Annotated in this window: 22 protein-coding genes, 1 tRNA gene, 1 other RNA gene and 1 pseudogene; 12 read left to right on the top strand and 13 right to left on the bottom strand. The window is 42.0% G+C overall.

The window, feature by feature from the left end:
- The first annotated feature begins 127 nt into the window (after nt 1-127).
- Complete coding sequence (exaC, locus tag B0180_RS00570; protein ID WP_078255198.1) at nt 128-1,639, top strand: acetaldehyde dehydrogenase ExaC; 1,512 nt, start codon at nt 128-130, stop codon at nt 1,637-1,639.
- Nucleotides 1,640-1,823: 184 nt separating this feature from the next.
- Here the strand turns inward: exaC and B0180_RS00565 are convergent, their stop codons facing one another.
- Nucleotides 1,824-3,335 carry an alanine/glycine:cation symporter family protein gene (locus B0180_RS00565; protein ID WP_420866048.1) on the bottom strand — a complete coding sequence of 504 codons (1,512 nt, stop codon included), beginning with the start codon at nt 3,333-3,335 and terminating at the stop codon, nt 1,824-1,826.
- A 583-nt stretch (nt 3,336-3,918) separates the two neighbouring features.
- Here B0180_RS00565 and B0180_RS00560 point away from each other — a divergent pair.
- The 8 genes from B0180_RS00560 (at nt 3,919) to zupT (ending at nt 9,726) form a co-directional block, all read left to right on the top strand.
- On the top strand, nt 3,919-4,563 hold the full coding sequence (locus B0180_RS00560) for a LemA family protein (RefSeq protein WP_078255194.1): 645 nt from the start codon (nt 3,919-3,921) through the stop codon (nt 4,561-4,563).
- Between the two features lie 22 nt (nt 4,564-4,585).
- Entirely contained in the window at nt 4,586-5,704 is a 1,119-nt protein-coding gene (locus B0180_RS00555) for a TPM domain-containing protein (protein ID WP_078255192.1), read from the top strand.
- Nucleotides 5,704-6,222, top strand: coding sequence for a TPM domain-containing protein (locus B0180_RS00550; protein WP_078255191.1), 519 nt, complete (start codon nt 5,704-5,706; stop codon nt 6,220-6,222). The genes B0180_RS00555 and B0180_RS00550 overlap by 1 nt, the downstream gene beginning before the upstream one ends.
- 103 nt (nt 6,223-6,325) lie before the next feature.
- A complete protein-coding gene (locus tag B0180_RS00545; protein ID WP_078255190.1) occupies nt 6,326-7,429 on the top strand; it encodes an RNA-guided endonuclease InsQ/TnpB family protein in 1,104 nt (367 codons plus the stop codon).
- A gap of 133 nt (nt 7,430-7,562) precedes the next feature.
- Entirely contained in the window at nt 7,563-7,961 is a 399-nt protein-coding gene (locus B0180_RS00540; protein ID WP_078255189.1) for a hypothetical protein, read from the top strand.
- Between the two features lie 179 nt (nt 7,962-8,140).
- Nucleotides 8,141-8,452 (top strand): 50S ribosomal protein L21, encoded by a 312-nt coding sequence (rplU, locus tag B0180_RS00535; protein WP_049236325.1) that lies wholly within the window; start codon nt 8,141-8,143, stop codon nt 8,450-8,452.
- Nucleotides 8,453-8,516: 64 nt separating this feature from the next.
- Nucleotides 8,517-8,774 carry a 50S ribosomal protein L27 gene (rpmA, locus tag B0180_RS00530; RefSeq protein ID WP_003659274.1) on the top strand — a complete coding sequence of 86 codons (258 nt, stop codon included), beginning with the start codon at nt 8,517-8,519 and terminating at the stop codon, nt 8,772-8,774.
- A 145-nt stretch (nt 8,775-8,919) separates the two neighbouring features.
- Complete coding sequence (zupT, locus tag B0180_RS00525; RefSeq protein ID WP_205276503.1) at nt 8,920-9,726, top strand: zinc transporter ZupT; 807 nt, start codon at nt 8,920-8,922, stop codon at nt 9,724-9,726.
- Between the two features lie 42 nt (nt 9,727-9,768).
- Here the strand turns inward: zupT and B0180_RS00520 are convergent, their stop codons facing one another.
- From B0180_RS00520 to B0180_RS00510, 3 genes are all read right to left on the bottom strand, one after another.
- The gene (locus B0180_RS00520) at nt 9,769-10,416 is read right to left on the bottom strand and encodes a DUF2057 domain-containing protein (protein ID WP_078255187.1); all 648 of its coding nucleotides are present in this window, start codon (nt 10,414-10,416) and stop codon (nt 9,769-9,771) included.
- A gap of 78 nt (nt 10,417-10,494) precedes the next feature.
- Nucleotides 10,495-11,274 (bottom strand): DnaA ATPase domain-containing protein, encoded by a 780-nt coding sequence (locus B0180_RS00515; RefSeq protein WP_078255185.1) that lies wholly within the window; start codon nt 11,272-11,274, stop codon nt 10,495-10,497.
- Between the two features lie 161 nt (nt 11,275-11,435).
- Nucleotides 11,436-12,545, bottom strand: a complete 1,110-nt coding sequence (locus B0180_RS00510; RefSeq protein WP_078255183.1) for an AI-2E family transporter — start codon at nt 12,543-12,545, stop codon at nt 11,436-11,438.
- A 260-nt stretch (nt 12,546-12,805) separates the two neighbouring features.
- On the opposite strand from B0180_RS00510, the gene purM reads away from it, so the two are divergent.
- The 3 genes from purM (at nt 12,806) to B0180_RS00495 (ending at nt 15,385) form a co-directional block, all read left to right on the top strand.
- Nucleotides 12,806-13,852: a phosphoribosylformylglycinamidine cyclo-ligase gene (gene purM / locus B0180_RS00505; RefSeq protein WP_078255182.1), complete on the top strand. Its 1,047-nt coding sequence runs from the start codon at nt 12,806-12,808 to the stop codon at nt 13,850-13,852.
- Nucleotides 13,852-14,520, top strand: a complete 669-nt coding sequence (gene purN / locus B0180_RS00500; RefSeq protein ID WP_078255181.1) for a phosphoribosylglycinamide formyltransferase — start codon at nt 13,852-13,854, stop codon at nt 14,518-14,520. Before purM ends, purN begins: the two co-directional genes overlap by 1 nt.
- A 164-nt stretch (nt 14,521-14,684) precedes the next feature.
- A protein-coding gene (locus B0180_RS00495) for an IS1 family transposase (RefSeq protein WP_420866047.1) occupies nt 14,685-15,385 on the top strand; the annotation gives its coding sequence in 2 pieces (ribosomal slippage) (nt 14,685-15,336 and nt 15,336-15,385; 702 coding nt in all).
- Nucleotides 15,386-15,471: 86 nt separating this feature from the next.
- On the opposite strand, the gene B0180_RS00490 is transcribed toward B0180_RS00495, so the two are convergent.
- The 9 genes and pseudogenes from B0180_RS00490 to B0180_RS00450 form a co-directional block, all read right to left on the bottom strand.
- A tRNA-Asn gene (locus tag B0180_RS00490) sits at nt 15,472-15,547 on the bottom strand.
- Nucleotides 15,548-15,663: 116 nt separating this feature from the next.
- A non-coding RNA gene (gene ssrS / locus B0180_RS00485) (6S RNA) lies at nt 15,664-15,856 on the bottom strand.
- Between the two features lie 175 nt (nt 15,857-16,031).
- Nucleotides 16,032-16,187, bottom strand: coding sequence for a 50S ribosomal protein L33 (gene rpmG, locus B0180_RS00480; RefSeq protein ID WP_049236287.1), 156 nt, complete (start codon nt 16,185-16,187; stop codon nt 16,032-16,034).
- Nucleotides 16,188-16,227: 40 nt separating this feature from the next.
- Nucleotides 16,228-16,464 (bottom strand): 50S ribosomal protein L28, encoded by a 237-nt coding sequence (gene rpmB, locus B0180_RS00475; RefSeq protein WP_049236285.1) that lies wholly within the window; start codon nt 16,462-16,464, stop codon nt 16,228-16,230.
- A gap of 250 nt (nt 16,465-16,714) precedes the next feature.
- On the bottom strand, nt 16,715-17,062 hold the full coding sequence (locus tag B0180_RS00470) for a HopJ type III effector protein (protein WP_078255179.1): 348 nt from the start codon (nt 17,060-17,062) through the stop codon (nt 16,715-16,717).
- A gap of 98 nt (nt 17,063-17,160) precedes the next feature.
- Nucleotides 17,161-17,328: pseudogene (gene csrA, locus B0180_RS00465) on the bottom strand (carbon storage regulator CsrA); the annotation flags it as partial.
- A 212-nt stretch (nt 17,329-17,540) separates the two neighbouring features.
- Complete coding sequence (locus tag B0180_RS00460; protein ID WP_078255177.1) at nt 17,541-18,824, bottom strand: aspartate kinase; 1,284 nt, start codon at nt 18,822-18,824, stop codon at nt 17,541-17,543.
- A 218-nt stretch (nt 18,825-19,042) separates the two neighbouring features.
- A complete protein-coding gene (locus B0180_RS00455; RefSeq protein WP_078255176.1) occupies nt 19,043-21,820 on the bottom strand; it encodes a DEAD/DEAH box helicase family protein in 2,778 nt (925 codons plus the stop codon).
- 2 nt (nt 21,821-21,822) lie between these two features.
- Nucleotides 21,823-23,309, bottom strand: a 1,487-nt coding sequence (locus tag B0180_RS00450) for a site-specific DNA-methyltransferase (RefSeq protein ID WP_167366895.1), incomplete at its 5' end; no start/stop codon positions are given.

The following is a 23,309-nucleotide window of genomic DNA, read 5'->3' as shown; positions in this document are numbered from 1 at the left end:
CGTTAATTTTTTAAAATATACTTGATTATTGAGTCAAATTCAGGCATGATGAATTTACCGAGTAAACTTGTACACTCAAATTAGGCTCGGTTTTTATTGATATTTATGATAACAAAGGAGTTGTATTATGCGTTATGCCGATCCAAATACTGAAGGCAGTAAAGTTACTTTCAAAGAAAAATATGATAATTTCATCGGCGGTAAATGGGTCGCCCCTGTCAGTGGTGAGTATTTTGACGATATTTCACCTGTCGATGGTAAACCGTTTGCAAAAGTTGCCAAATCCAATGCTGAAGATGTTGAGCTTGCCTTAGATGCTGCTCATGAAGCCAAAAAAACTTGGAATAAATCTTCGCCGACTGAGCGCTCTAACCTATTATTAAAAATTGCCGACCGTTTGGAGGAAAATCTTGAGCTGTTGGCTGTCGCTGAGACTTGGGAGAATGGTAAGCCTGTGCGTGAGACCTTGGCGGCGGATATTCCTTTGGCGATTGATCATTTTAGATATTTTGCTGGCTGTATCCGAGCTCAAGAGGGTGGCATTTCTCCGATCGACGAAGATACGGTTGCTTATCATTATCATGAGCCGATTGGGGTGGTTGGGCAAATTATCCCATGGAACTTCCCGATTCTGATGGCGGCTTGGAAGCTAGCCCCAGCTTTGGCAGCGGGTAACTGCATTGTCTTAAAACCTGCTGAGCAGACACCAGTTAGTATTTTGGTACTTGTTGAGCTGATTGAAGACTTATTACCACCAGGCGTGCTCAATATCGTTAATGGCTTTGGACCTGATGTCGGTCAGCCTTTGGCGACCAATCCAAGGATTGGTAAGGTTGCGTTCACGGGCTCAACAGAAGTGGGTCAAAAGATCATGGAGTATGCCACAGAAAACATCATTCCTGTGACTCTGGAATTGGGCGGCAAATCACCGAACGTTTTCTTTGCTGACATTATGGATAAAGACGATGAATTCTTGGATAAAGCCTTGGAGGGCTTTACCATGTTTGCTCTGAATCAAGGGGAGGTATGTACTTGCCCATCACGCGCCTTGGTTCACGAAAGTATCGCCGAAGAATTCTTAAAAAAGGCGGTCGAGCGCGTCAAGAAAATCAAAACAGGTCATCCGCTAGATACTGAGACCATGGTTGGTGCGCAAGCCTCTCAAGAGCAGCAAGATAAGATCTTGGGCTATATTGATAAAGGCAAGGCCGAAGGCGCCGAAGTCTTGACAGGCGGTGGCGCGCGTCATGATGTGGACGGTGGTTATTACATTGAGCCGACCATTTTTAAAGGCGAAAATAGCATGGAGATCTTCCAAGACGAAATCTTTGGTCCTGTGTTGGCAGTCACCACCTTTAAGGACTTTGATGAGGCGATGGAAATTGCCAATGACACCATCTATGGCTTGGGTGCAGGCGTGTGGTCTCGTGATGGCACGACCGCTTACCGTGCAGGCCGTGCTATTCAAGCAGGCCGTGTATGGACGAACTGCTACCATATCTATCCTGCCCATGCTGCTTTTGGTGGCTATAAGAAGTCAGGCATTGGCCGTGAAAACCACAAAATGATGCTTGAGCATTATCAGCAAACCAAAAATCTATTGGTAAGCTATTCGCCCAAAGCGATGGGTTTCTTCTAATTATCTAAGATCGGTACATTTGACCTGCCATTGGTGGGTCAAATTTTTTGCTTAACTTAAAGCTGATTAATTGATATTTAATTATATTGGTATCAGACACAGAATCGCTAGGCGTTCGCTAGGTACTTAGCAAATATAATAAAAGCCCCATGATATCATGGGGCTTTTATTGGCTTGAAATGAATTAGCCTTGTTCTTTTTTATTGCGCTCTTCCCAGAAGGTTGCATTTTTGATGCCCAGTTTGACAGGATCAAAAGTAAACTTGGTTACGCCAGCTTTTTGCTGGGCTTCGTAGTCTTTGAGCGCCAAAATAGCAGGCTTAGCCATAAAGAAGATGACCAAAATACCCACGATGTTTAGCCAAGCGGTCAAGCCTACGCCAACATCACCCATGTTCCAGATATAGCCTGAGCTGTTGATAGCGCCATAAGCCACAGCGAAGATCAGTACCAGTTTGATGACAAACAATGCGCCTGTGGTTTTCATTGAACGCGTCAAATATGCCACATTCACTTCTGCGATATAATAGTAAGCCATAATGCTGGTGAATGAGAAGAAGAAAACCGCCACCGCCACAAAGAGATTACCAAATCCACCGAACATGCTTGAGACAGCCATCTGGGTAAATGCAGGTCCGCTGATGATGGTTGCTGCATCGACATTTTGAACCAAGAACTGTCCTTCTGGCAGCGTGCCTTGGATATTATACATACCAGTCATCAAAATCATGAAAGCGGTCGCCGAGCAGACAAATAAAGTATCGACATAGACCGAAAATGCCTGTACCATGCCTTGCTGTGCAGGATGTTCAACTTCAGCAGCACTGGCATGGTGTGGACCTGTACCTTGACCTGCTTCGTTTGAATATACGCCGCGTTTTACACCCCAGCCGATGGCAGCGCCCAAGCCTGCTTGAGCAGTAAAGGCATCACCGACGATCAAGCTGATGACGCCTGGTAATTGATTGATATTAAATAAAATAATCAATACCGCCATTAAGATATAGCCAAGCGCCATAAACGGTACCACAAATTCGGCAACACGAGCAATGCGCTTAATCCCGCCAAAGATGATCAAGCCTAAGATAATCACCATGATCAGTGTGACGACCAAAGTATTCATACCGACAGCACCAAAAGCGGTGTTCACCATATTGCCTTCACCTGTAATACCTGTGATGGCTTTGACAACACCGTTTGACTGAACGCCTGGTAAAAATAAACCACAAGAAATAATAAAGGATACGGCAACCAAAATGCCATAGAACTTACCAAAACCGCCGCCAAAGAATTTTTCAAAGTAGTAGGCAGGACCACCGCGATATTGACCACGGTCGGTTTCTTTATAAATCTGGGCTAGGGTTGATTCGGTATACGCAGTGGCGGCACCCAAGAAAGCAACCACCCACATCCAAAATACTGCACCTGGACCACCAAAGCCGATCGCAGCGGCAACACCAGCGATATTACCCGTACCCACACGACCAGACAAAGAGACTGTCAGTGCTTGAAATGAGCTGATGCCTTCAGGTGAATCATTGCGAGAAAAAAGCAGGCGGATCATTTCTTTAAAATGACGCAGCTGCACAAAACGAGTAAGGATAGAATAAAATAGACCAGCAGCCAAGCACAGATAAATCAGTGCAGGGCTCCAAATAATACCATTGAGGGTGTCAATCATGCTTTCCATAAGCATATTCCTTCGTTTATCCCAAGAAATTTATCATTGGGATGATCAGACCACAATTATGCTATCAATCCATCTCAATCTAGGATGTTGGATAATTGATAGCCAATCCATTTGCCCTAAGAGATACAAAAATGCCACATTCTACCGAAAACATGCAACATTTTGCCTTAGATTGTTGCAATTTGCCATAAAATGCCGATAAAAGCTAGTAAAAATTGAAATTTTTCGTAAAAAATTATGAATTTTGGGTAAATTTAAACCAATCAATGATAAATTCATTAGCCAATTTGCGATTTTGATGGATTTTAGACTGAGCCTATATTGTTTTGTTTATTAATATAATGACGACAGAGATAAGCAAAAGCTTACCCAGCAGGGAGTTTATAAAAGTTTTAATGTTAATTTAATTAAGGCTTGAATCCAAACAATAATCAAATCCTAAAGTCTTTTTAAGATTTTTGATAAATAGAGTCAAAACAAAATTGTTTTGTCGGTTTTTGGTAAGCGTTATTGAAAAAGCGGTGTAAAGCCTGTATTTTAATACACATTCAGACATATTAGCGGCATACCGCCTTTTATCTTGGAGATAATGATTATGAAAAAACATCTACTTATGAGCGCAATGCTGGCTTCAACTTTAACACTGTCTGGCTGTGGCTATAATGCCTTGCAAGCTCAAGATGAACAAACGGCAGCTGCTTGGTCTGAAGTCGTTAACCAATATCAGCGCCGAGCTGATTTGGTGCCCAATTTGGTGCAGGTCGTTGAGCGCTATGCGTCGCATGAGCAAGCGGTTTTTAGTGAAGTTGCCGAAGCCAGAGCTCGTGTGGGCAGCGTGCAGCTGACGCCTGAAGCGCTTAACGATCCTCAAGCCATGCAGCAGTATCAAGAGGCTCAAGGTCAGATGACCTCGGCGCTGTCTCGTCTGATGATGGTCTCTGAGCGTTATCCCGATCTGAAGGCAGATGCGCTATTTCAAGATCTACAAGCTCAGCTAGAAGGTACCGAAAACCGTATTACCGTTGCTCGTAATCGCTATATCGAAGATGTGCGTACTTATAATACAACTGTGCGTCAATTTCCTACAAATTTGACAGCGATGGTGTTTGGCATGAAGCCTAAGCCTAATTTTAGTGTCGAAAATGAAGCAGCGATCTCAACGGCACCCACAGTAAACTTTGGTAATAACGCCAATACAGGCAGTGCTAACTCAAATACTGGCACTGCGCAGTAATTGGCTCAGCGTGGTTAAGTCAATGCAAAAAATGCACGCTCATATTCAGGCGATACAGCGACGCATAATGGCACTTTTATTACCAGTTATGTTGGTTTTGGGTGCGTCTGCTTGGGCTTCTGAGCCTGTATCAAATACTGCAACAGCATCTGCCTCCGAAGATGACTTAGCCGCTTTGATTATTAGCGCCAATCGCGCATCTCAAAGTGATCCTGATTCACCGCTGGCTGAGTCTGTGCGCGAATTTGGACAGATGGCTGATTTGTCTGAGTCGGCAGATGTCCAAGCCCAATCAGCACCTGCCAATACGCCCACTTCAACTGCCCAAAATGTCAGTCATGATAAGCTGATTTTAAATACGCCTGTGGTTGATGCTGCCAAAATATTGACACCATCAGAATATCTGCATTTGACAGAGCAGCTGCAGCGTATCTATCAAGATAACTTAGCTCAAGCTGCCTTGGTGATCGTTCCAAGTACTGATGGCGTGGATATTTTTGATTATTCACTCGCTGTCGCTGAGCGATGGCAGCTGGGTCAGGCGGATACAGATGATGGTTTGCTGATTACTGTTGCGGTTAATGATCGTAATATGTATATTTTGACAGGTTATGGGCTTGAGGGTGTGCTGCCTGACGCAGCATTGAATCGCATTATTCGTGAGGACATCACTCCAGCTTTTCGCTCAGGGGCTTATGCTCAAGGTCTGTCGGCAGGGATTGCGCGCATTGATGAGCGCCTAAGAGCCGACCCTGAAAGTTTGGCTCGTGCGGATGCTCAAGCCAAAGCTCAAGCTGATGATGCTGTGGATGTAGATATCATTGGCTTATTCATCATTGCACTGATTGTTGGCTCTTTTTTGGGAGCGCTTCTTGGAAGATTCTTGGGCGCTACTATCGGCGCAGGCGGATTTGTTGTTATAGCACTGATGAGCGGTACTGGGTTTTTTGTGGCGATATTTGCTGCAGTCATATTATGGGTATTTTTATTGGCTCGGGGTATCTCAGTGCCCATCACTGGTGGCGGTGGTTTTGGTAGCGGCGGGCGAGGCGGCGGCTTCGGCGGCGGTGGTTTTGGTAGTGGCGGCTTTGGCGGTGGCGGTGGCAGCTTCGGCGGTGGTGGTGCAGGAGGTTCTTGGTAATGCAAACGATTCAATCAACCAAAAGCTTGGCACGACTGTTTCGTCAGATGGTTTACATCCCCTCGCTGCATAATCGCTGGCTCACCAAAACTGTCAAAGCAGCATTAACACAAGCGATTACGCAGGCGGAGCTGGGTCATCGTGGTGAGATTTACCTGATTATCGAAAATCATTTGCCCATCGCCAATGCTTATAGCCAAGACTGTCGCGAACGCGCCTTATATTTGTTTGCCACACATAAGGTTTGGGATACCGAGCATAACTCTGGCGTGCTAGTCTATGTCAATTTATGCGAGCACGACCTTGAGATCATCGCTGATCGCGGCATTGATCAAAAAGCCCATATGGATTATTGGCAAAAAATGTGCGATGACACAGTCGCTCAATTTCGCCAGGGTAAGATGCAACTGGGCTTGACGGCGCTGATCACTCAGATTGGTGAATTATTAAAAACGCACTATCCAAGTGATGACGAAATGGGTAATGAGCTGTCCAATCAAGTCACTTATCTTAAATAAGTTTATCCACCACCACCGTAAACCTGCGACTTCAGGCGGTGGATATAAGGTGGTAAATCTAACTTTTTAATCTCTTAGCTTAATAAAATGATATAATAAATCCATGAAAACACTCAAGCTACGCATCAAAGATAAACACACAAACCAACTAAACTGCCTAAGTGGTTTAGTCAATTTCGTGTGGAATTATGTCAATGACTTGGGTTATAAATATTTACAGCGCACAGGCAAATTCTTATCTGCCTATGATTTAAACGACTACACCAAAGGTAGCGGTGAGCTACTAGGCTTACATTCTCAAACCATTCAAGCCATCAATGAAACCCATGCAAAAAGTCGTAAGCAGTTTAAAAAAGCTAAGCTTAAGTGGCGAACCAATCGCCCAACAGCAAAACGCAAATCACTGGGCTGGATACCGTTTAAGAAATCAGCCATCAAACACCTAGCGACACGACAAAGCGGTAAAAAAGGCTTAAAATCAACCCTGCAACTATCCCTAGCCAAAGGACAAAAGCTAGTCATTGACCTATGGGATAGCGACAACCTATCACTATATCAAATCAACACCTGTGAGATTGTCCAAGACAGCCGTCACCGCTGGTACGCCTGCATTACTGTCAAAAACCATCCTAAAACCACTTGTGGCACAGGTTCGGTTGGTATTGATCTTGGCTTAAAAGACAGTGCGACCACCTCAAACGGTGATAAACTGCATATTAAGCAAACTCTAAAATATGCCAAAGAGTTAGCGATTGCTCAGCGTGCAGGTAAAAACAAGCGTGTACAGGCAATCCACGCCAAAATCAAAAATACAAGGTTAGAATTAATTCATAAATTCACCACCCAATTAGTCAAGGATAACGCCCTAATCGTGGTCGGTGATGTGAAAACCACCCAATTTAACAGTAAAAAAGGCAAACTCGCCAAATCGGTTTACGATGCAGGTTGGTTTGAGCTTAAACGGCAACTGATCTATAAATGTAAGAATGCAGGTTGCCGTTTTGTAATCGTATCAGAGCGATACACTACCCAAACTTGTTCGTGCTGTGGCGATATGTCCAGTAGTCCGAAAGGTAGAGCAGGTTTGCGAATAAGAGAATGGACTTGTGCAAAGTGTGGCACACGGCATGATAGAGATATCAATGCCAGTCGGAACATTCTTGCGGTCGGGCTTGACCGTCTAGCTGTAGGAATCCCCAAACGATAGGGCGGGGAGGAAGTCAATAATGACATCTACATCCACTGCGATCATTTTAAAATAAGGGTATGCTGGGAGTTGATGTTGCTAAATGTGGTGAGAATAATCCTTTGATGGATCGCCCAATTTTTAGGAAAAATCTGTGAGCGCGTTAAGTTGGTTGATTGGACTGTGTTTATTGTTAGGGGTGCTGTTTTTGTTGGCGCTTATAAAGCCTGCTCTCAAGCGCCCATCAAAGCGCTCTTTGGGTAATACCTTGGCATTATCAAACACCGATCCGCTTAAATCTCAGCGCCAAAAGCTCTATCATATGCTATCAGCAAGTCTGCCTGGCTTTGATATTGTGCCCAAATCCAATCGCCTGCTCATCAGCCGCCAAGGTAATCAAGTCGCGATTATTACGCTTGACGATCAGGCGGTGATGGCCGAGCGTCAGCTTGGCGATGTGCTCATCCTGAATCTAAACACACGCTTTACAGCACAAATGGTATCAGATCTAATGATCAAGATACGCGCGCATGCTGATCAGGTGATGGATTGACGACAGCTATTTGGCAGTCTATGCAAGCTGTCTAATAATGAACAAAATTTTGAAAATTATCTTGCGTTTTTTGGCAGAATTTTATATAATACCGCCTTATTTTGCATCCTTGTCGTGTTCGTTATCAAGAGTCATCAAAGGGATGACCACGGCACACAGGTTTATCTGGAGAACTCAAGATGTACGCAGTAATTAAAAGCGGCGGTAAACAACACCGTGTTAGCGTTGGCGAAACTTTGAAAGTTGAACTGCTAAAAGCTGAAAAAGGCGAGACGCTAAACATTGAAGACGTGCTAATGGTTGTTGATGGCGCTGACATCAAAATCGGTGCGCCTTTGGTTGCTGGTGCGAGTGTAGAAGCTGAAGTGGTTGAGCATGGTCGTGGCAAGAAGGTGCGCATCGTAAAGCATCGTCGTCGTAAGCACTACCACAAAGAGCAAGGTCACCGTCAATGGTTCACTGAGCTAAAAATCAAAGCCATCAACGCTTAATTCACCACATTAGTATTTGATACCTAGGGCATTGCCCATCGGTATTTTAACAGGAGATATTCTCATGGCACATAAAAAAGCCGCAGGTTCTACTCGTAACGGTCGTGATTCTAACCCAAAAATGCTTGGCGTAAAAGTATTTGGTGGTCAAGATGTTGTTGCTGGTAACATCATCGTTCGTCAACGTGGTACTGAATTCCATGCCGGTGAAGGTGTAGGTATGGGTCGTGACCATACGCTATTTGCCTTGACTGAGGGCGTAGTTAAATTTGAAACTAAAGGTCAATTTAACCGTCGTTACGTTTCTGTTTTAGCAAAATAATTTGCGATAAATAGATCCACTAAAAAAGCTCATCGTATATATGTGATGAGCTTTTTTTATGAATGAGTGAATGATTTTACTGGATTTTTGATTTGGTCAGTGGTATCTTGCTCAATTGGTAACTGACTATTTTTATACCTATGCGATGAATGGCTTTATGATTGTAGATAATGTAGCAATCGCGTTTTTGATCACACTTGCTGCAGGTCTTGCGACGGTGCTCGGTAGCGCCTTGGTTTTTTTTCAAAAAACGCCCAGCCCGCGCATCTTGGCTTTTGGTTTGGCATTTTCGGCTGGGGCGATGGTCTTTGTTTCTTTGACTGAAATATTCTCAAAGTCGGTTCAAAGTTTTGATGAAATGAGTAAAATTGGGTTTACTTGGGCAACTTTTGCCTTTTTGGCAGGATTGTTGGCAATTTTACTTTTGGATCGCCTGATCCCAAATCCGCATGAGACGCTTGATGTCAATGATCCAAAGTTTCAAGACAAAACCCAAAGCTATTTAAAAAGAATTGGGCTGATGTCGGCATTTGCGATTACTGCGCATAATTTCCCTGAGGGCTTGGCGACATTCTTTGCTACTTTAGAAAGCCCAACGCTTGGCGCGCCTTTGGCATTTGCGATCGCCGTACATAATATTCCTGAAGGGATCTCAATCGCCGCCCCCATTTACTTCGCCACTCAAAACAAGCGCTTGACCGTTTTATGCTGCTTTATTTCAGGGCTTGCAGAACCGATGGGCGCCATTTTGGGTTATGTGATTTTGGCACCATTTTTATCACCTAATGTCTTTGGGTGGGTATTTGGGATTATTGCAGGGGCGATGGTGTTTTTGGCGATGGATGAGCTGCTGCCCGCTGCCAAGCGTTATTCTGATGGACACGAAACAGTGTATGGACTGGTGGGCGGCATGGGTATGATTGCCATCAGTTTGGCGCTATTTAACTTATAGCATTAAAAAAGCTCTGCTTTTACAGAGCTTTTTATGGGCTAATTATTGTTCAATCCACCGACGGATCTTTTCACGCTCTTCATCGCTAGCATTCAGCCAAATTTGCATAAAGCCATCCAAATTGTTATTAGCACGCGGCGATGTGTTTGAGGTCGGCGTGTTATTAGACTGGCTATTATCGATTGCAGCGATTGCTTTTTGATTGGATACAACAGCAGAATCACCACGGCTGAACATCCCGCCGATCGCCCCTGTAATGCCGCTCAAAAGACCTTGACGCTCACCTTCTTTTGCATCTTCTTGAGCGATGATTTGACCATTGTGTGACACTGCTAAGCTGGGTGCTTTGGCATATTCTTTCGCAGCTTGATACTCTCTTGGCTGATTTGGCATGACCAGCTGATACGTTTGGTTATCAGCAAAATTTGCGGTCACGGTGATATTGCTTGATTTAAGATAATCATGCTCATCATTACGCAGCTCAAACAACCGATCATAACGTGCTGTAATCACATGACGACCTGGCTCCAGGGTGAAATTTCGTTGTAGAGGCTGTAACAACCCATGACGAATTTCTTGACCGTTAATCGCGGTTACCTTAATGTTATCATCAACATTAAGCTGAACTTGGGCAGCGGCAGCGGTGCTGAGTAGGGCGCTAGCGAGCAAGCCTAGGCTGACTTTTTTCATAAAATATCCTTTTTGTTGGCGATATATGTGGCATAACATACCATTAATTGGGCGATATTGCTAGTATTTCCCTTAATTTTAAATCAGCGGATGACCAAAATCGGAATCGGTATTATCGCTGATTTCAAGCATGAATGTTTCGTGTAAGATAATTTGCTTGGCTTCTGTAATGGTTTTTTTGGGAATTTGTACACGTGACAGGCGTGTTAGCAAAGGTCGAATGTGATCGAGAACGGTGTTAATGTCCCCAGCATTTCTAGGACCTTCTTCAAGCAAATACTCAAAAATTTCTTCAGGCAGTTTCCAGTTTTTTTTCTTTAAAATGACTTCAAGCAAGATGCGGCGATCATTAATATCATCATTATCCGGTAAAGTCAGCATCGGCGCAAGCGACAGCCGAGTATGCAGATCCAGTAATCCAATTTGTAGCTCACGCGCCGGATCATCTGCCAGATATAGTATCTGTTTTTGGTGCTCACGAATGCGGTTAATCAGATGAAATAAGCCTTCTTGCCATTCGTAGCTGTGCCGAACCATTTGTAGATCATCTACAATGATCAAATCAAACATCTCAAGCCCGACAAGCGCGCTCGCATGCGGATCTTGTTCTATCAGCTCGGTTAAATTTAAGCTGATGACCATCTTTGAGGTCATAGAGGTATAATGCTCATAGATGGCGCTTGCCAAATGCGTCTTGCCAAAGCCGGAAGCACCAACAATGAACAGCTCGCGCAAACTGCCTTGTACCAATTTATCAACAGCGTCCAAAATGGAGCGGTAACTTGAGGATCGAAAATCATCAAGCGATGCTTCGGGGCGAATGTCCAAATTCAATGAATCTTGTATTGCTTCAGTCATGATGACAGCCTTGATGGGTGTTCATAGCGCATTTTGGTTTTTATCGTTATGGTTCAAAAGCCTATAAATAATGAGTGAAAATGACACTTCTTGTGTTTTTTAGTGGCTATATATACCATATTTTGTGCATTTTGCGCAAGTGATTTATACCAAATACGAGTTCAGTCGTCTTCTTTCCATAAAGGCAGCTGTCTTTGACCTTCGTGCCAATCACTGCATAAATAGGCATCATAAGCATAGTGAAACAAAACATTGATCACGGCAGAAACAGGCAAGGCAATTAACATACCTACAAATCCAAATAAAGATGCGCCTGCCAATACGGCAAAAATTACCCATAAAGGCGACAAGCCAATTTTATCACCCAATAATAAAGGCTGTAGAATGTAGCCTTCAACCGCCTGCCCAACCATAAATGCGCCAAAAATCAGACCCAAATAGATCCAATCTAACCCAAATTGAAACAGTCCTGCGATCAGCGCCGCGATAATACCAATGCCAAAACCCAAATAAGGCACAAAGCTTGCAATGCCTGCTGTGATACCGATGATCAATCCCAGTTGCAGACCAATCAGCTGCAGCTGAATGGCATAAATGGCTCCAAGCAGCAGCATTACCAAAAACTGACCTTTGGCAAAATTCATCAAAGCGGCATCGCAGTCACGAGCAATTCTAACAACCTTATGGGTATAAGGCTTGGGCACAGACAGCTTCCAAGTGTGCAGTCGCTGATCCCAACCCAATAAAAAATAAAACGTCAAAATTGGCACCATGACTATCAAGCCGATATTATTGGCTGCCGTAAGACCTGAGCTAAATACTTGCTTAATCAAGTCTTGGACATCATTTACTTGATAATTATTTTGAAAATAGGTTAATGCCGTATTAGAAATCAAATCAATATCCAGCGGCAAAAGCTCATTGTCGGTATACCGTGCAATCCAGCTTCTACCCACGTCATTATACCAAGCGATGATTTTGGGTAACGACTCCCAAAGAAGCTGTAATTGAGCCCACATCATCGGCACCAACCAAATGATCAGCGCACTGGCGACAATCACGCAGCTGATATAAACCACCGAGATCGCCAAAATTCTTGGCATGATTAAAGCAAGGCGGCTAACCAAAGGATTTAAAAAATATGCCAAAATAAATGCTGCAATGAAAGGCGCGATAACCGCCTTCATCAAGAACAAAGCATATAAAAACACACACAGCGCCGCTAAAATAAACAAACGGCGAAAAAAAGGATCAATTTTGGCTGGATACATGAAAACTCAAAGCATGAAAGGGGGAAGATGATGCCTGATATTGTAGGTGATTTTATTTAAATTTACACGTAATTTTATGTATATTTTAATCAATCATTATTTTTGATAAATCTTGGTAGCTGTCATCAAAATCGCAAAATAGCTTAATTTTAACCATAGAAGACCGTCAAATAAATTCAGGGCAAATCTAATATTTTGGGTTAAAATTTGATATAATTATTCAAATTTAAGTAACATCTCATTTTTAATAAGGGTAAAACATGACAGACCAAACCTCACTCAGCTACAAAGATGCAGGCGTAGATATTGACGCAGGCGAGGCGCTGGTTGCGCGTATCAAATCGGTTGCCAAAGCGACCAGTCGTCCTGAAGTGGTGGGTGGCTTGGGCGGATTTGGGGCGCTTTGCCGCATTCCGACTGGCTATAAATCACCACTGCTTGTGTCAGGCACGGACGGCGTTGGCACCAAGCTTAAGCTTGCGCTACAGCTTAACCGCCATGAAACGATTGGTCAAGATCTGGTGGCAATGTGTGTGAATGATTTGTTGGTTTGTGGGGCTGAGCCGCTGTTTTTCTTAGATTATTATGCTACAGGTAAGCTTGATGTCGATACTGCCGCGACTGTTATTGCAGGTATTGGCGAGGGCTGTCAATTAGCAAATTGCGCACTGATTGGCGGTGAGACTGCAGAAATGCCCGGCATGTATCAAGATGAAGACTATGATTTGGCAGGCTTTTGTGTCGGTGTGGTTGAAGAGTCAGAAGTGATCACCGGTGAGCATGTTCAAAAGGGCGATGTTTTGCTTGCTTTGGCATCTAGCGGCGTGCATTCAAATGGTTATTCTTTGGTTCGCAAAGTGATTGAAGTAACCAATACCGATGTTAATGCACATACTTTGGCTGATGGTACTAGCTTGGCAGATGCACTGATGGCACCAACACGCATTTATGTCAAGTCTGTCAATGCCCTACAAAAATCCTTGGGTAATGCTAATATTCACGCCATGGCGCACATCACCGGCGGCGGCTTGACTGAGAATTTGCCCCGTGTATTGCCTGATCATTTGGCAGCGCAAATTGACACCCAAAGTTGGACTCTGCCTGAAGTCTTTCAATGGCTACAACAGGGCGGAAACATCCAAACTTTAGAGATGTATCGCACCTTCAACTGCGGCGTTGGGTTTATTTTGGTTATTCCTGCCGATCAAGCCGAACAGGCGACGAGTGAACTTACTGCTCAAGGTGAGCAAGTTTGGAGAATTGGTGAAATCGTTGAGCGCACTGGTGATGCGGTGGTGTACGCCTAATGAGTCAAGCACGCATGAAAGTGGCTGTGCTGGTCTCAGGCAGCGGCTCGAATTTGCAGGTTTTAATTGATCGGGTCAAATCAGGTGATCTTGAAATCGATCTTGTTGGTGTGATCAGCAATCGAGAAGATGCTTATGCTATTACACGAGCAAAAGAGGCGGGCATTCCAGTGGCGGTGCTATCTCATGTGCCAAGTGGCAAACGCATGAGTATCAGCACTTTTGAGAAACATGCGCTTGAGCAAATTCAGCAGTGGTCAGCTGATTTGGTCGTATTGGCAGGCTTTATGCGCGTGCTGTCTGCTCAGTTTATTCATAGCGTGCCTTGCCCAATGATCAATCTGCATCCTTCTTTATTACCTAATTATAAGGGATTGGATACTCATCAAAGAGTCTTGCGCTCCGGCGATAACCACCATGGCTGCAGCGTGCATTTGGTAACAGCTGAGCTGGATGCTGGGCAGGTATTGAGCCAAGCATGGCTAAGTGTTCGCACTGGCGATAGTGCCGAAACCTTAGCTAAGCGCGTACAAGTGCTTGAGCATCAGCTGGTGCCCTTTACCATTGATTTGATCATTAAAGGTGTTATTAGCATTCAAGATGCCAAAACGGCAAACAGTAGCAGCATGATGCCACTACCACTGAAATTATGGCTAGATCAGCCCTAATAGGCTTTGGTTGATTTGGTGCTAGCACTCTCAAACAGTAAAAACCCAGCCATAAACAGCTGGGTTTTTAATTAAGTAACTTAAAAATAAGGGCAGTGGTTTGAAAAGTATGCTGAGATAAAAATAGTAAAGACAACTTGGGAAAAAGATGTTAATTTGAGGTTATGAAGACACAAATTATTATCCAATGCCCAAGCTGCCTAAGCTTAAGTATAAAGAAAAACGGCAAAAAAATCTACGGTAAACTGAACTACCAATGTAAAGATTGTCATCGACAATTTGTCCATGAATCAGAACTTACCTACAAAGGATGTCAAAGCTCTATTGATGACAAAATACGTCTAATGTTAGTTCGAGGCTGTAGCATTGCTGACATTGTCGTCATTGAGCAAGTCAGTAAATACAAAGTATTGAATGTATTAGTAAAATCTAATCATCAGATAAAACCTAAACAACGCTATTACAACAAATTACAAGTTGATGAATTTTGGACATATGTAGGGGGTAAGAAAAACAAAGTTTGGCTTGTGTATGCTTACGCACCTGATACTGGCGAAATTGTTTGCTTTGCTTGGGGTAAACGTAATCTAAAAACAGCAAGAATGTTAAGAGCCAAGCTTAAGGCATTAGAGATTGATTTTGGTTATATTTGCTGTGATAATTGGGATAGTTTTTTAACTGCTTTTGATTTGGATTTTCAAAAGATAGGCAAACGCTATACGGTTGATATTGAAGGTAATAACAACCGATTTAGACACAGACTTCGGCGAGTTTTTAGGAAAACCTGCTGTTTTTCAAAGAAGTTGTCTAACCATTTAAAGCGTTTGATTTATTGTTTCACTATATCAATTATGGCTGGGTCTAGTGAGCATACTTTTTGAACCATAGCCAAAATAAGCACTTCATAAGCAAAAGAAAAACCCTTAGTTATTCACTAAGGGTTTCTAAATATGGCTCCCCAACCTGGGCTCGAACCAGGGACACACGGATTAACAGTCCGATGCTCTACCGACTGAGCTATTGGGGAATGTCGGTTACTTAAGCAGTTCGCTTAAGATGAGCGCTATTATAGCAGAATATCTTAAGCTGTCAACAGATTTTCGTAAATTTTTCAAAAAATTTTCAGAAAACTGTCATAAAAATGAAAAAACCAAAGTACCGCTGTAAAGGGGTTACCATGAACCGTGAAGTTCAAGGCGGATGAGAGCCATGCTTATTACGGCTTCCTGATTCATCTAAAAGATGCAGGCCTGCTCAACAAAGCACTGTCGCTCAAATCCTAAGATAAGATTATCGGCTCAGGAATACGCTCTACTGGCGAGTACTTCAGTAGTTTTATTATAACAAAATGAGCGAATTTTTCAAGTAAAATTCTAAAGATTTGAGTGAGTTAGTTAAGTTAAGTAATTGATTTTAAATGAAAATATCTTTAAACAGTCTTAATGTTGAATATTAAAAGATATTAAAAATGCCCATTGAATTCAATGGGCATTTGATATTTCAAAAAGCAATTATTTGATTTTTGCTTCTTTGAAAATCACATGTTGGCGAATTTTTGGATCAAATTTTTTGATTTCCATTTTGCCAGGCATGGTACGCTTATTTTTAGTGGTGGTGTAGAAATAACCAGTACCAGCGGTAGAAACTAGTTTAATTTTATCTCTCATGATCGTATCCTTTATCTATTCGGTAATTGGCAAAAATCGATTAGATTTTTTGACCTTGTGCACGTAAATCAGCAAGCACTTTGTCAATGCCTTGCTTATCGATGATACGCATACCTTTCGATGAAACGCGTAAACGAACAAAACGGTTCTCAGACTCTACCCAAAAACGATGGTTGTGTAGGTTTGGCAAAAAGCGACGACGAGTTTTGTTGTTAGCGTGCGATACATTGTTACCCACTTGTGGGCGCTTTCCAGTCACTTGACATACTCGAGACATGGTGAACTCCTAATCTGGTGGCACGGATATTGAGCGGTATCGGGTGTGCCAGTCATGCTTGGGTGCTTATTATTTGTGGTATGGACACAGCACAAATAAAGCAGGACTTTTCATGGTTAGGCCATTTCTTTCTTACCGTTAAAGGCGACGACAATCAAGAAGTAGCAGAAAAATTAAAACCCGAATTATACACGAATTAAAAAGGCTTGACAAGGTATTTTCAAGCCTTTGGGTGTAATCACAAAAAGAATTAAGCTTTTGGTGTGAGAGCATTGGTTGGCATACCCACACCTGCCCAGCCATAGCGCATAAAGTTGCGAATATTGGCGTGATCTACGCCTTGCGGGGTAGCTTGAACAGCGCGATAATGCTCAGCAAATAACTTTAGCGTATCCACTTTATTGAGCCCATGAAGTTTAGCCAGGCTTAGAACTTTGGCGCTGCCTTCATTGATGCCAGCAGGGTTGGTAACTTCACCATTTGAAAAATCAATCGGCTGATAACTATAATGCGCATCAATAAAAGCAAGCACATCATTAAAGCTCAGCTGATTTGACTCAATGCCTGCCAATATGCGAGAAATTTCCGTTGTTTTCATGACCCACCCATAGCTTAGCGATTGAAATAATCGTCATCATCAAATGATGGCGGAGCAAAGTTACCACCTTGCTCAAGATGGCTCATGTGCATTTGCATAGAACGCTCATGCTGAATGCGCTGATAGATTTCTTCACGATGAACAGCGATGTCTTTTGGTGCATTCACACCCAAACGAACCTGATTGCCTTTGACGCCTAGGACGGTGACACTCACTTCATCGCCGATCATTAAAGTTTCGCCAACTCGGCGAGTTAAAATTAGCATTATTATGCTCCTTTGATGCCACCGATTTACTGTTATTGTCCCATTTTAATCCATCATTATCGCAAATCGGTGTGGTTGCAGGGCGGATTAACCCCAAAAAAATCTGCTTAATGCAATATTATAAGGGGCATTAAGCAGATTGTCAGTAGTTTTTGCGAAGATTTCGTTATTTTTTGTGTCATCACCTTTGAAATCAGGTGATGGGCGTGTGATTAGCCCGCCACTTTACTTTCGCCATCTTCACGATCTAGCCCAAAAGCAGTGTGTAGCTCTTTGACAGCTTTTTCAAGGTGCTGCTCTTGAATCAGGACAGAGACTTTGATTTCACTGGTTGAGATCATTTGTAGGTTGATGTTATTGCTGGCTAAGGTATCAAACATCTTACTTGCCACACCAGCGTGTGAGCGCATGCCCACGCCAACGATAGAGACTTTGACGACATCGTTTGCACCAAAAATCTCGCTGGCGCCGATTTCATCTTTGACACGCTCATTTAAAATTTTCAATGTTTTTTCATAATCGCCACGCTGAACAGTGAAGCTAAAATCAGTGAAGCCTTCATCTGATGCGTTTTGAATGATCATGTCAATTTCGATGTTGGCGGTACTGACAGGGCTTAAAATGGCTGATGCGATGCCTGGGCGATCTGGCACGCCGCGAACTACAATTTTTGCTTCATCTCGGTTGAATGCAATCCCAGAAATAACTGCACGTTCCATATCGTCTCCTTCATCAATTGTGATCAGTGTGCCCACATTTTGTTTAAAATTATCATCGAAAACGCCGTCGGCATTGTCATCAAAACTAGACAATACACGCAGTGGCACTTGGTATTTGCCTGCAAATTCAACAGAGCGAATTTGTAGCACTTTTGAGCCTAAGCTTGCCATTTCTAGCATTTCTTCAAAAGTGATTTTAGAAAGTTTTTTGGCTTTTGGGGTGACGCGCGGATCAGTGGTATAAACACCATCAACATCTGTATAAATTTGGCATTCATCCGCTTTGAGAGCCGCCGCCAAAGCAACACCTGTGGTGTCCGACCCGCCGCGCCCCAAAGTGGTCACATCACCATGTTCATCAATCCCCTGAAAGCCAGCAACCACAACAACGCGACCTGCATTAAGTTCATTGAAAATGGGATCTGTATCAATGCTTTGGATGCGCGCTTTGGTGTGAGTGTTGTCAGTGCGAATGGCAACTTGACCGCCTGTCATAGATTTGGCTTCTACGCCGATGGCTTCTAGTGCCATTGAAAGTAGTGAGATAGAAACTTGCTCACCTGTGCAGACCATTTGATCGTATTCACGAGGGTTTGGATCGGTGGTAATGTCACGCGCCAATCCAATCAATCGATTGGTTTCACCACTCATAGCAGAAACAACAACAACGACTTGATGACCGTTGTCATGCCAACGCTTGACGCGCTGAGCGACATTCTTGATGCGAGTGATGTTGCCCATCGAAGTCCCGCCATATTTTTGTACGATTAGTGCCATGAATGATGCCTTATAAATAAAATAACAACTGCTTATCTGAATGTGACAATAAGCAGAGTCGAACTTCGTTACGATACAAAAAACTTAAATATTTTAACGGATTGCATGACATGTGACAAGCGTTTTTATTGCTTGCCTTGACAATGCCAATGCTGCGACAGTTTTTGGTCAAGATGATCGATATAAAGACTCTGTCTTAATGCCCTAGCATGATTATTTTATTGGTTTAATAATTTTTGCTGAAAATCTAAGGTGAAATCGTCTTGTGCCTCACTATTGTAAAATTTAAAGCCTAAGCATTTAATGTGATGATAGCTTTGGTTGTTATTGCTATTTATGATATTTTGATTATGAATCTTAATTATTTCTGATAATTCGACCAAAGCATCTTCTTTCCATTGGTCTTTGTCAAGCAAATGTCCGCCTTTTGGTTCAAACAAGCATTGATAATACACTTTTTGTTTGACTATATCATTGATAATCATCATATAATCAGGGCTAAACCTACGACCGCTATTTATATCAAAGATATAATAATCCAGTTCATTACGTATCAGATAGATCTCCGCCCCTTGATAGGTGATTTGCAAGTCATCAATGTAGCCTGCGATATATTTGACAAAGCGTTTTTCTTCGCTGGTGCCATAGTTTTCACTATAAGCATACCATTTGGCAATATCAACGGCGTATTGTAGCTCACTGTTCTCATGGCAAGATTGGGCTCTGGCTCGCTCATCAGGAGCAATGTAAGTTTTTTTGCCTTGCTCATCTAGACTGGGATAAGCGGTCAGATAGATATTTTTTTGCTTTTGAAATACTTCAGATAAAGGCTTGGGCGTGAATGTGCTGCTGCCTTTGATAATCGGTAGATATTTATCAATGGCTTTTCTGACTTCTGGCAAAATACTACCAACCAGCATTTGTAGTTTTTCATCGGCGGATAAACTGTCAATATCTTTGCCTTGTTCATAGCTGTATTTGATGTCATACATGGGTAGATAGGTATCAATCATCTCATCAATGCTGGTAATGCCGATGATGTGTTTTTTTAGGTTATTTAATCTAAAAAAACCATTTTCTGCCCGAATTAACGCCTTGTACAATAACTGCCTTGAAAAATACTCTGGCAGGATTTTTATGGATTTATACCTGACAGTGGCTAACGCCTTGTTTTGTTCTTTGTCGGTCAGTGTGCGTGCATGAAGCTGGTAACTGCTGGCATTAATTTGCCTATCAAAAGTCAAATTAATCTCATCTTGTGTATTTTTTGAGCGGTATTCTTGACGGTTGATTAGCACAAAGCCTTTTTGGTAGGTTTGGCTTTGGAGAAACTGTGGCTTTAGATAAATCGTTTTTTTCTCTACGCCTTCGTTGATGATACCTTCGCCCAATAGCTCTTGTTGTAGATTTTCCAAAAAAACGCCTGTCTTGACAAAGTGATAATAAAACGTTTCTAACAATCGCCCATTGTCCTCTGGGTTTTGGTCAAATTTACGCCGAAATGGGTCTTTGCCATACTCCGTCCCGCCAAACAAATCTTCATCACGATGATATCGCTTGGGCAGTGCGTAGGGGCATAGCCTTGCCCCACGTCCGATGAGCTGAATGTCTTGCAATGAGACTTTTTTGCTAGCAGAAATGTCAAAGTGAACAATGTCATATAAACTAAGCACATCCCAGCCTTCGTTGAGTGCATTGACCGAAAATATCGCCCGAATGGTATTTTTTGGGTTATCAAGCAGCGGCAACAAATCAGCACGCTCTTTGTTTTTGCTGTTATAAATCATGGTGTGATTTTCGGCAAATCGTTCTTTGATATGGCTGATAAAGGCATAAATACCCGTGGTGTCTTTTTGGGTGGCGAGATTGGCTTGTTTTGATTTTAACCAAGAAAACATTTGTGAGATGACATTGACCTTATCATCAAACAAATCTTTTTTGTCCTGCGCCATGCGTTGTAAATGGTCAAAATCATCTGCCCTAAGTGAGCTGATGACATGATGAAAAAACGCTCTGTCCGTCTCACTTTGGGCGATTTTGGTAGATTTGATCAGCACGATTGGGTTAATGACCACGCCCATTTCGCGCTCCGCCAGCAGTCGGCGATATTCACTAAGTGCTACGGCATTAACGATAAGTAGGCGTTTTTGGTCGGCGATTTGCGTTTCGCTGTTGTATAAAAACGCCACTTGTTTACTATATCCGTCTTTATTAAATTGCAAAAAGTCGTACTTATAGATCAATTTGTCTTTATATTTTTTATGAATATTTTCATTTTTTAAATCCACTGTCGCTGTGAATTCTAAGAGTAGATTTTTGGGATTGGCGTGTAGTACCGATTGTACTGCTGTCTCCCAGTTGTTTTCGTCCGTCACTTCGGTTTTTTTCTTAGTATTGACATTTAATCTATGGGCTTCATCGGCGATGATAATTGTATCATGCTCTGCAAAGTCATCACTGCTGATGCTGTTTTCTTTGGCAGTTTTGATGCGTTCATAAAGCATTTGTGTGCTAAAAAACATAAAATTAATACCCGCTCGTTTACTGTCCTCAAAGCGCTCTATGGCTTTAATGGGTATGCTTTTGCCATTAAATTTCACTTGTTTTTTGAATAAATATTTATCAAAATTACTATCGGTAAAGTTCTTTATCGCCTGTTCTTTGATTTGGGTTTGGTGTACCAAAAACACGAAATTACGATAACCCCATTCATATAAATACAGCACGATCGCCGCCATAGTCAGCGTTTTGCCCGTGCCTGTCGCCATATTAAATAGCACGTGTTTGGCTTTGTCTATCTGCCCGCTTTCATACAGATAAATAAAATGCTTCACTGCCTCTGTCTGATAATCACGCAGCATCCGAGACAGATTGTCAGTGATATAATTTGGCATCTCAAAATCAAGCGACCACTGTCTATAATCAGGGTCATGCTTGATTTGATGAAATAAAAACTCGCCTAAGGTGTCTTTTAATTTGGTTTTATTTTTTGCCATGATTATTCTCCATAAAACGCTTTTGATAAGGCTTTGTCGTCATCGCTAACATTAAAGCGTGTGTCGTCCATGTCGGCATAATTGAGATACAGCTGATTTTCATCCATCACCTTGATTAAAATGACTTTACGCTCATCTAGGCTGATTTGCTTGTCATCGGCATCTTTTTTATATTGCTTTTGAAAGTCGTCTTTATCAAACCAAAATTTAAAGAATGCGTTTTTTGCCATGTCATTATAGACGGTATCCAGCTCTCCCATAGTTTGAGCTTGCAGGATTTTATCGATAAAATATTGATTGTATTTTTTGAGTTCAAGATAAACAAATGACCCACCGCCTTGCCAGTTTACCGCCTTAGAAATACCGCCTTGTTCACCATCTAAGACTTTTTGTAAGCGTACTTTGGTGATATCCTCAATATAGTCCATCTGCTCAATACCAATCCAGCGCCGTCCCATTTTATGAGCCACCGTACAGGTAGTGCCACTACCTGCAAAAAAATCTAAAACAATATCGCTTGGATTGGTTACAGCTTTAATAAAGAATGAAACAACACTTTCAGGTTTTGAATTAGAAAAGGTCAGCCCTAATTTTTTTAGGTGTGATGTAGCATCTTCATTTGTACCAACGCCGATTGCTTTTGACAAATAAATTTCATCAATATATTTTTCAGGCGCCATCGAATTAGATTCCATTCTCTGAAAGCGAATGGAGAACTTATGGGACTTTATTAAAAAATAAGTTCCTTTTTTAATCTCTTCATAAACAGTTTCTTGCGACCATACAAACTCTCCTATTAAAGTAACTTCCTGTGCATTAATACCATTTATGATATCAAAGTCATTTACAATCTCTACTCTATCAGGTTTACCTTTGCTTATTTTTCCATCTGCTAATTTGAATTTAATGGAACCTGCTGGAAAAGTCAGTGGTTTATAATTATTACCAGTATGCAGTAAAGGGGCATCTCCATTTTCAGTATCTTTCCCAATATAAGATATAGATTTGTTTATTTTCTTTTCAAAAGCAATAATATATTCAACTGATGAGCGTGATTTTTTGGATAGGCTATCTGGATTGTCTGTATTTTTCCATATATATGTTTCTACAAAGTTTTCACCTTCAAAAATTTCATTCATTAGAATCTTTAAATAAGCATTACCGTCTTCATTGATGTGAATTAGGATAATGCCATTTTTGGATAACAATTCTTTTGCAATTTCAAGGCGGTTTTTCATAAAAACCAACCAAGATGACAATTTAAAATTTGAATTATAATTAAAAGTATCGTGCGGTTTCTTTTCTTTAAAATAATACGGTGGGTCTATATAGATAAGTTTGATTTTTCCCGCTAGGCGTTCTTTAAGTGAGTGTAGGGCAAGCAGATTGTTGCCTTTGATGAGTAGGTTTTGTTGTAGGTCGCCATTTTTATCAAAAAATGCTTGATTGTCTAAAAAATCAGGCGATAATGGTTGGTTGGTTGGTTGGT

Source organism: Moraxella canis (assembly GCF_002014965.1).
In the GTDB taxonomy this organism is placed as follows: domain Bacteria; phylum Pseudomonadota; class Gammaproteobacteria; order Pseudomonadales; family Moraxellaceae; genus Moraxella; species Moraxella canis.
Note: the sequence above shows the minus strand (reverse complement) of the source record. Positions and strands in the feature narration are given on the sequence as shown.

Excerpts from the sequence above, each read along its gene's own strand:
- exaC (WP_078255198.1), top strand. The coding sequence starts at position 128 with ATGCGTTATGCCGATCCAAATACTGAAGGCAGTAAAGTTACTTTCAAA.
- B0180_RS00565 (WP_420866048.1), bottom strand. The coding sequence starts at position 3,335 with ATGCTTATGGAAAGCATGATTGACACCCTCAATGGTATTATTTGGAGC.
- B0180_RS00560 (WP_078255194.1), top strand. The coding sequence starts at position 3,919 with ATGATTATGAAAAAACATCTACTTATGAGCGCAATGCTGGCTTCAACT.
- B0180_RS00555 (WP_078255192.1), top strand. The coding sequence starts at position 4,586 with ATGCAAAAAATGCACGCTCATATTCAGGCGATACAGCGACGCATAATG.
- B0180_RS00550 (WP_078255191.1), top strand. The coding sequence starts at position 5,704 with ATGCAAACGATTCAATCAACCAAAAGCTTGGCACGACTGTTTCGTCAG.
- B0180_RS00545 (WP_078255190.1), top strand. The coding sequence starts at position 6,326 with ATGAAAACACTCAAGCTACGCATCAAAGATAAACACACAAACCAACTA.
- rplU (WP_049236325.1), top strand. The coding sequence starts at position 8,141 with ATGTACGCAGTAATTAAAAGCGGCGGTAAACAACACCGTGTTAGCGTT.
- rpmA (WP_003659274.1), top strand. The coding sequence starts at position 8,517 with ATGGCACATAAAAAAGCCGCAGGTTCTACTCGTAACGGTCGTGATTCT.
- zupT (WP_205276503.1), top strand. The coding sequence starts at position 8,920 with ATGAATGGCTTTATGATTGTAGATAATGTAGCAATCGCGTTTTTGATC.
- B0180_RS00520 (WP_078255187.1), bottom strand. The coding sequence starts at position 10,416 with ATGAAAAAAGTCAGCCTAGGCTTGCTCGCTAGCGCCCTACTCAGCACC.
- B0180_RS00515 (WP_078255185.1), bottom strand. The coding sequence starts at position 11,274 with ATGACTGAAGCAATACAAGATTCATTGAATTTGGACATTCGCCCCGAA.
- B0180_RS00510 (WP_078255183.1), bottom strand. The coding sequence starts at position 12,545 with ATGTATCCAGCCAAAATTGATCCTTTTTTTCGCCGTTTGTTTATTTTA.
- purM (WP_078255182.1), top strand. The coding sequence starts at position 12,806 with ATGACAGACCAAACCTCACTCAGCTACAAAGATGCAGGCGTAGATATT.
- purN (WP_078255181.1), top strand. The coding sequence starts at position 13,852 with ATGAGTCAAGCACGCATGAAAGTGGCTGTGCTGGTCTCAGGCAGCGGC.
- rpmG (WP_049236287.1), bottom strand. The coding sequence starts at position 16,187 with ATGAGAGATAAAATTAAACTAGTTTCTACCGCTGGTACTGGTTATTTC.
- rpmB (WP_049236285.1), bottom strand. The coding sequence starts at position 16,464 with ATGTCTCGAGTATGTCAAGTGACTGGAAAGCGCCCACAAGTGGGTAAC.
- B0180_RS00470 (WP_078255179.1), bottom strand. The coding sequence starts at position 17,062 with ATGAAAACAACGGAAATTTCTCGCATATTGGCAGGCATTGAGTCAAAT.
- B0180_RS00460 (WP_078255177.1), bottom strand. The coding sequence starts at position 18,824 with ATGGCACTAATCGTACAAAAATATGGCGGGACTTCGATGGGCAACATC.
- B0180_RS00455 (WP_078255176.1), bottom strand. The coding sequence starts at position 21,820 with ATGGCAAAAAATAAAACCAAATTAAAAGACACCTTAGGCGAGTTTTTA.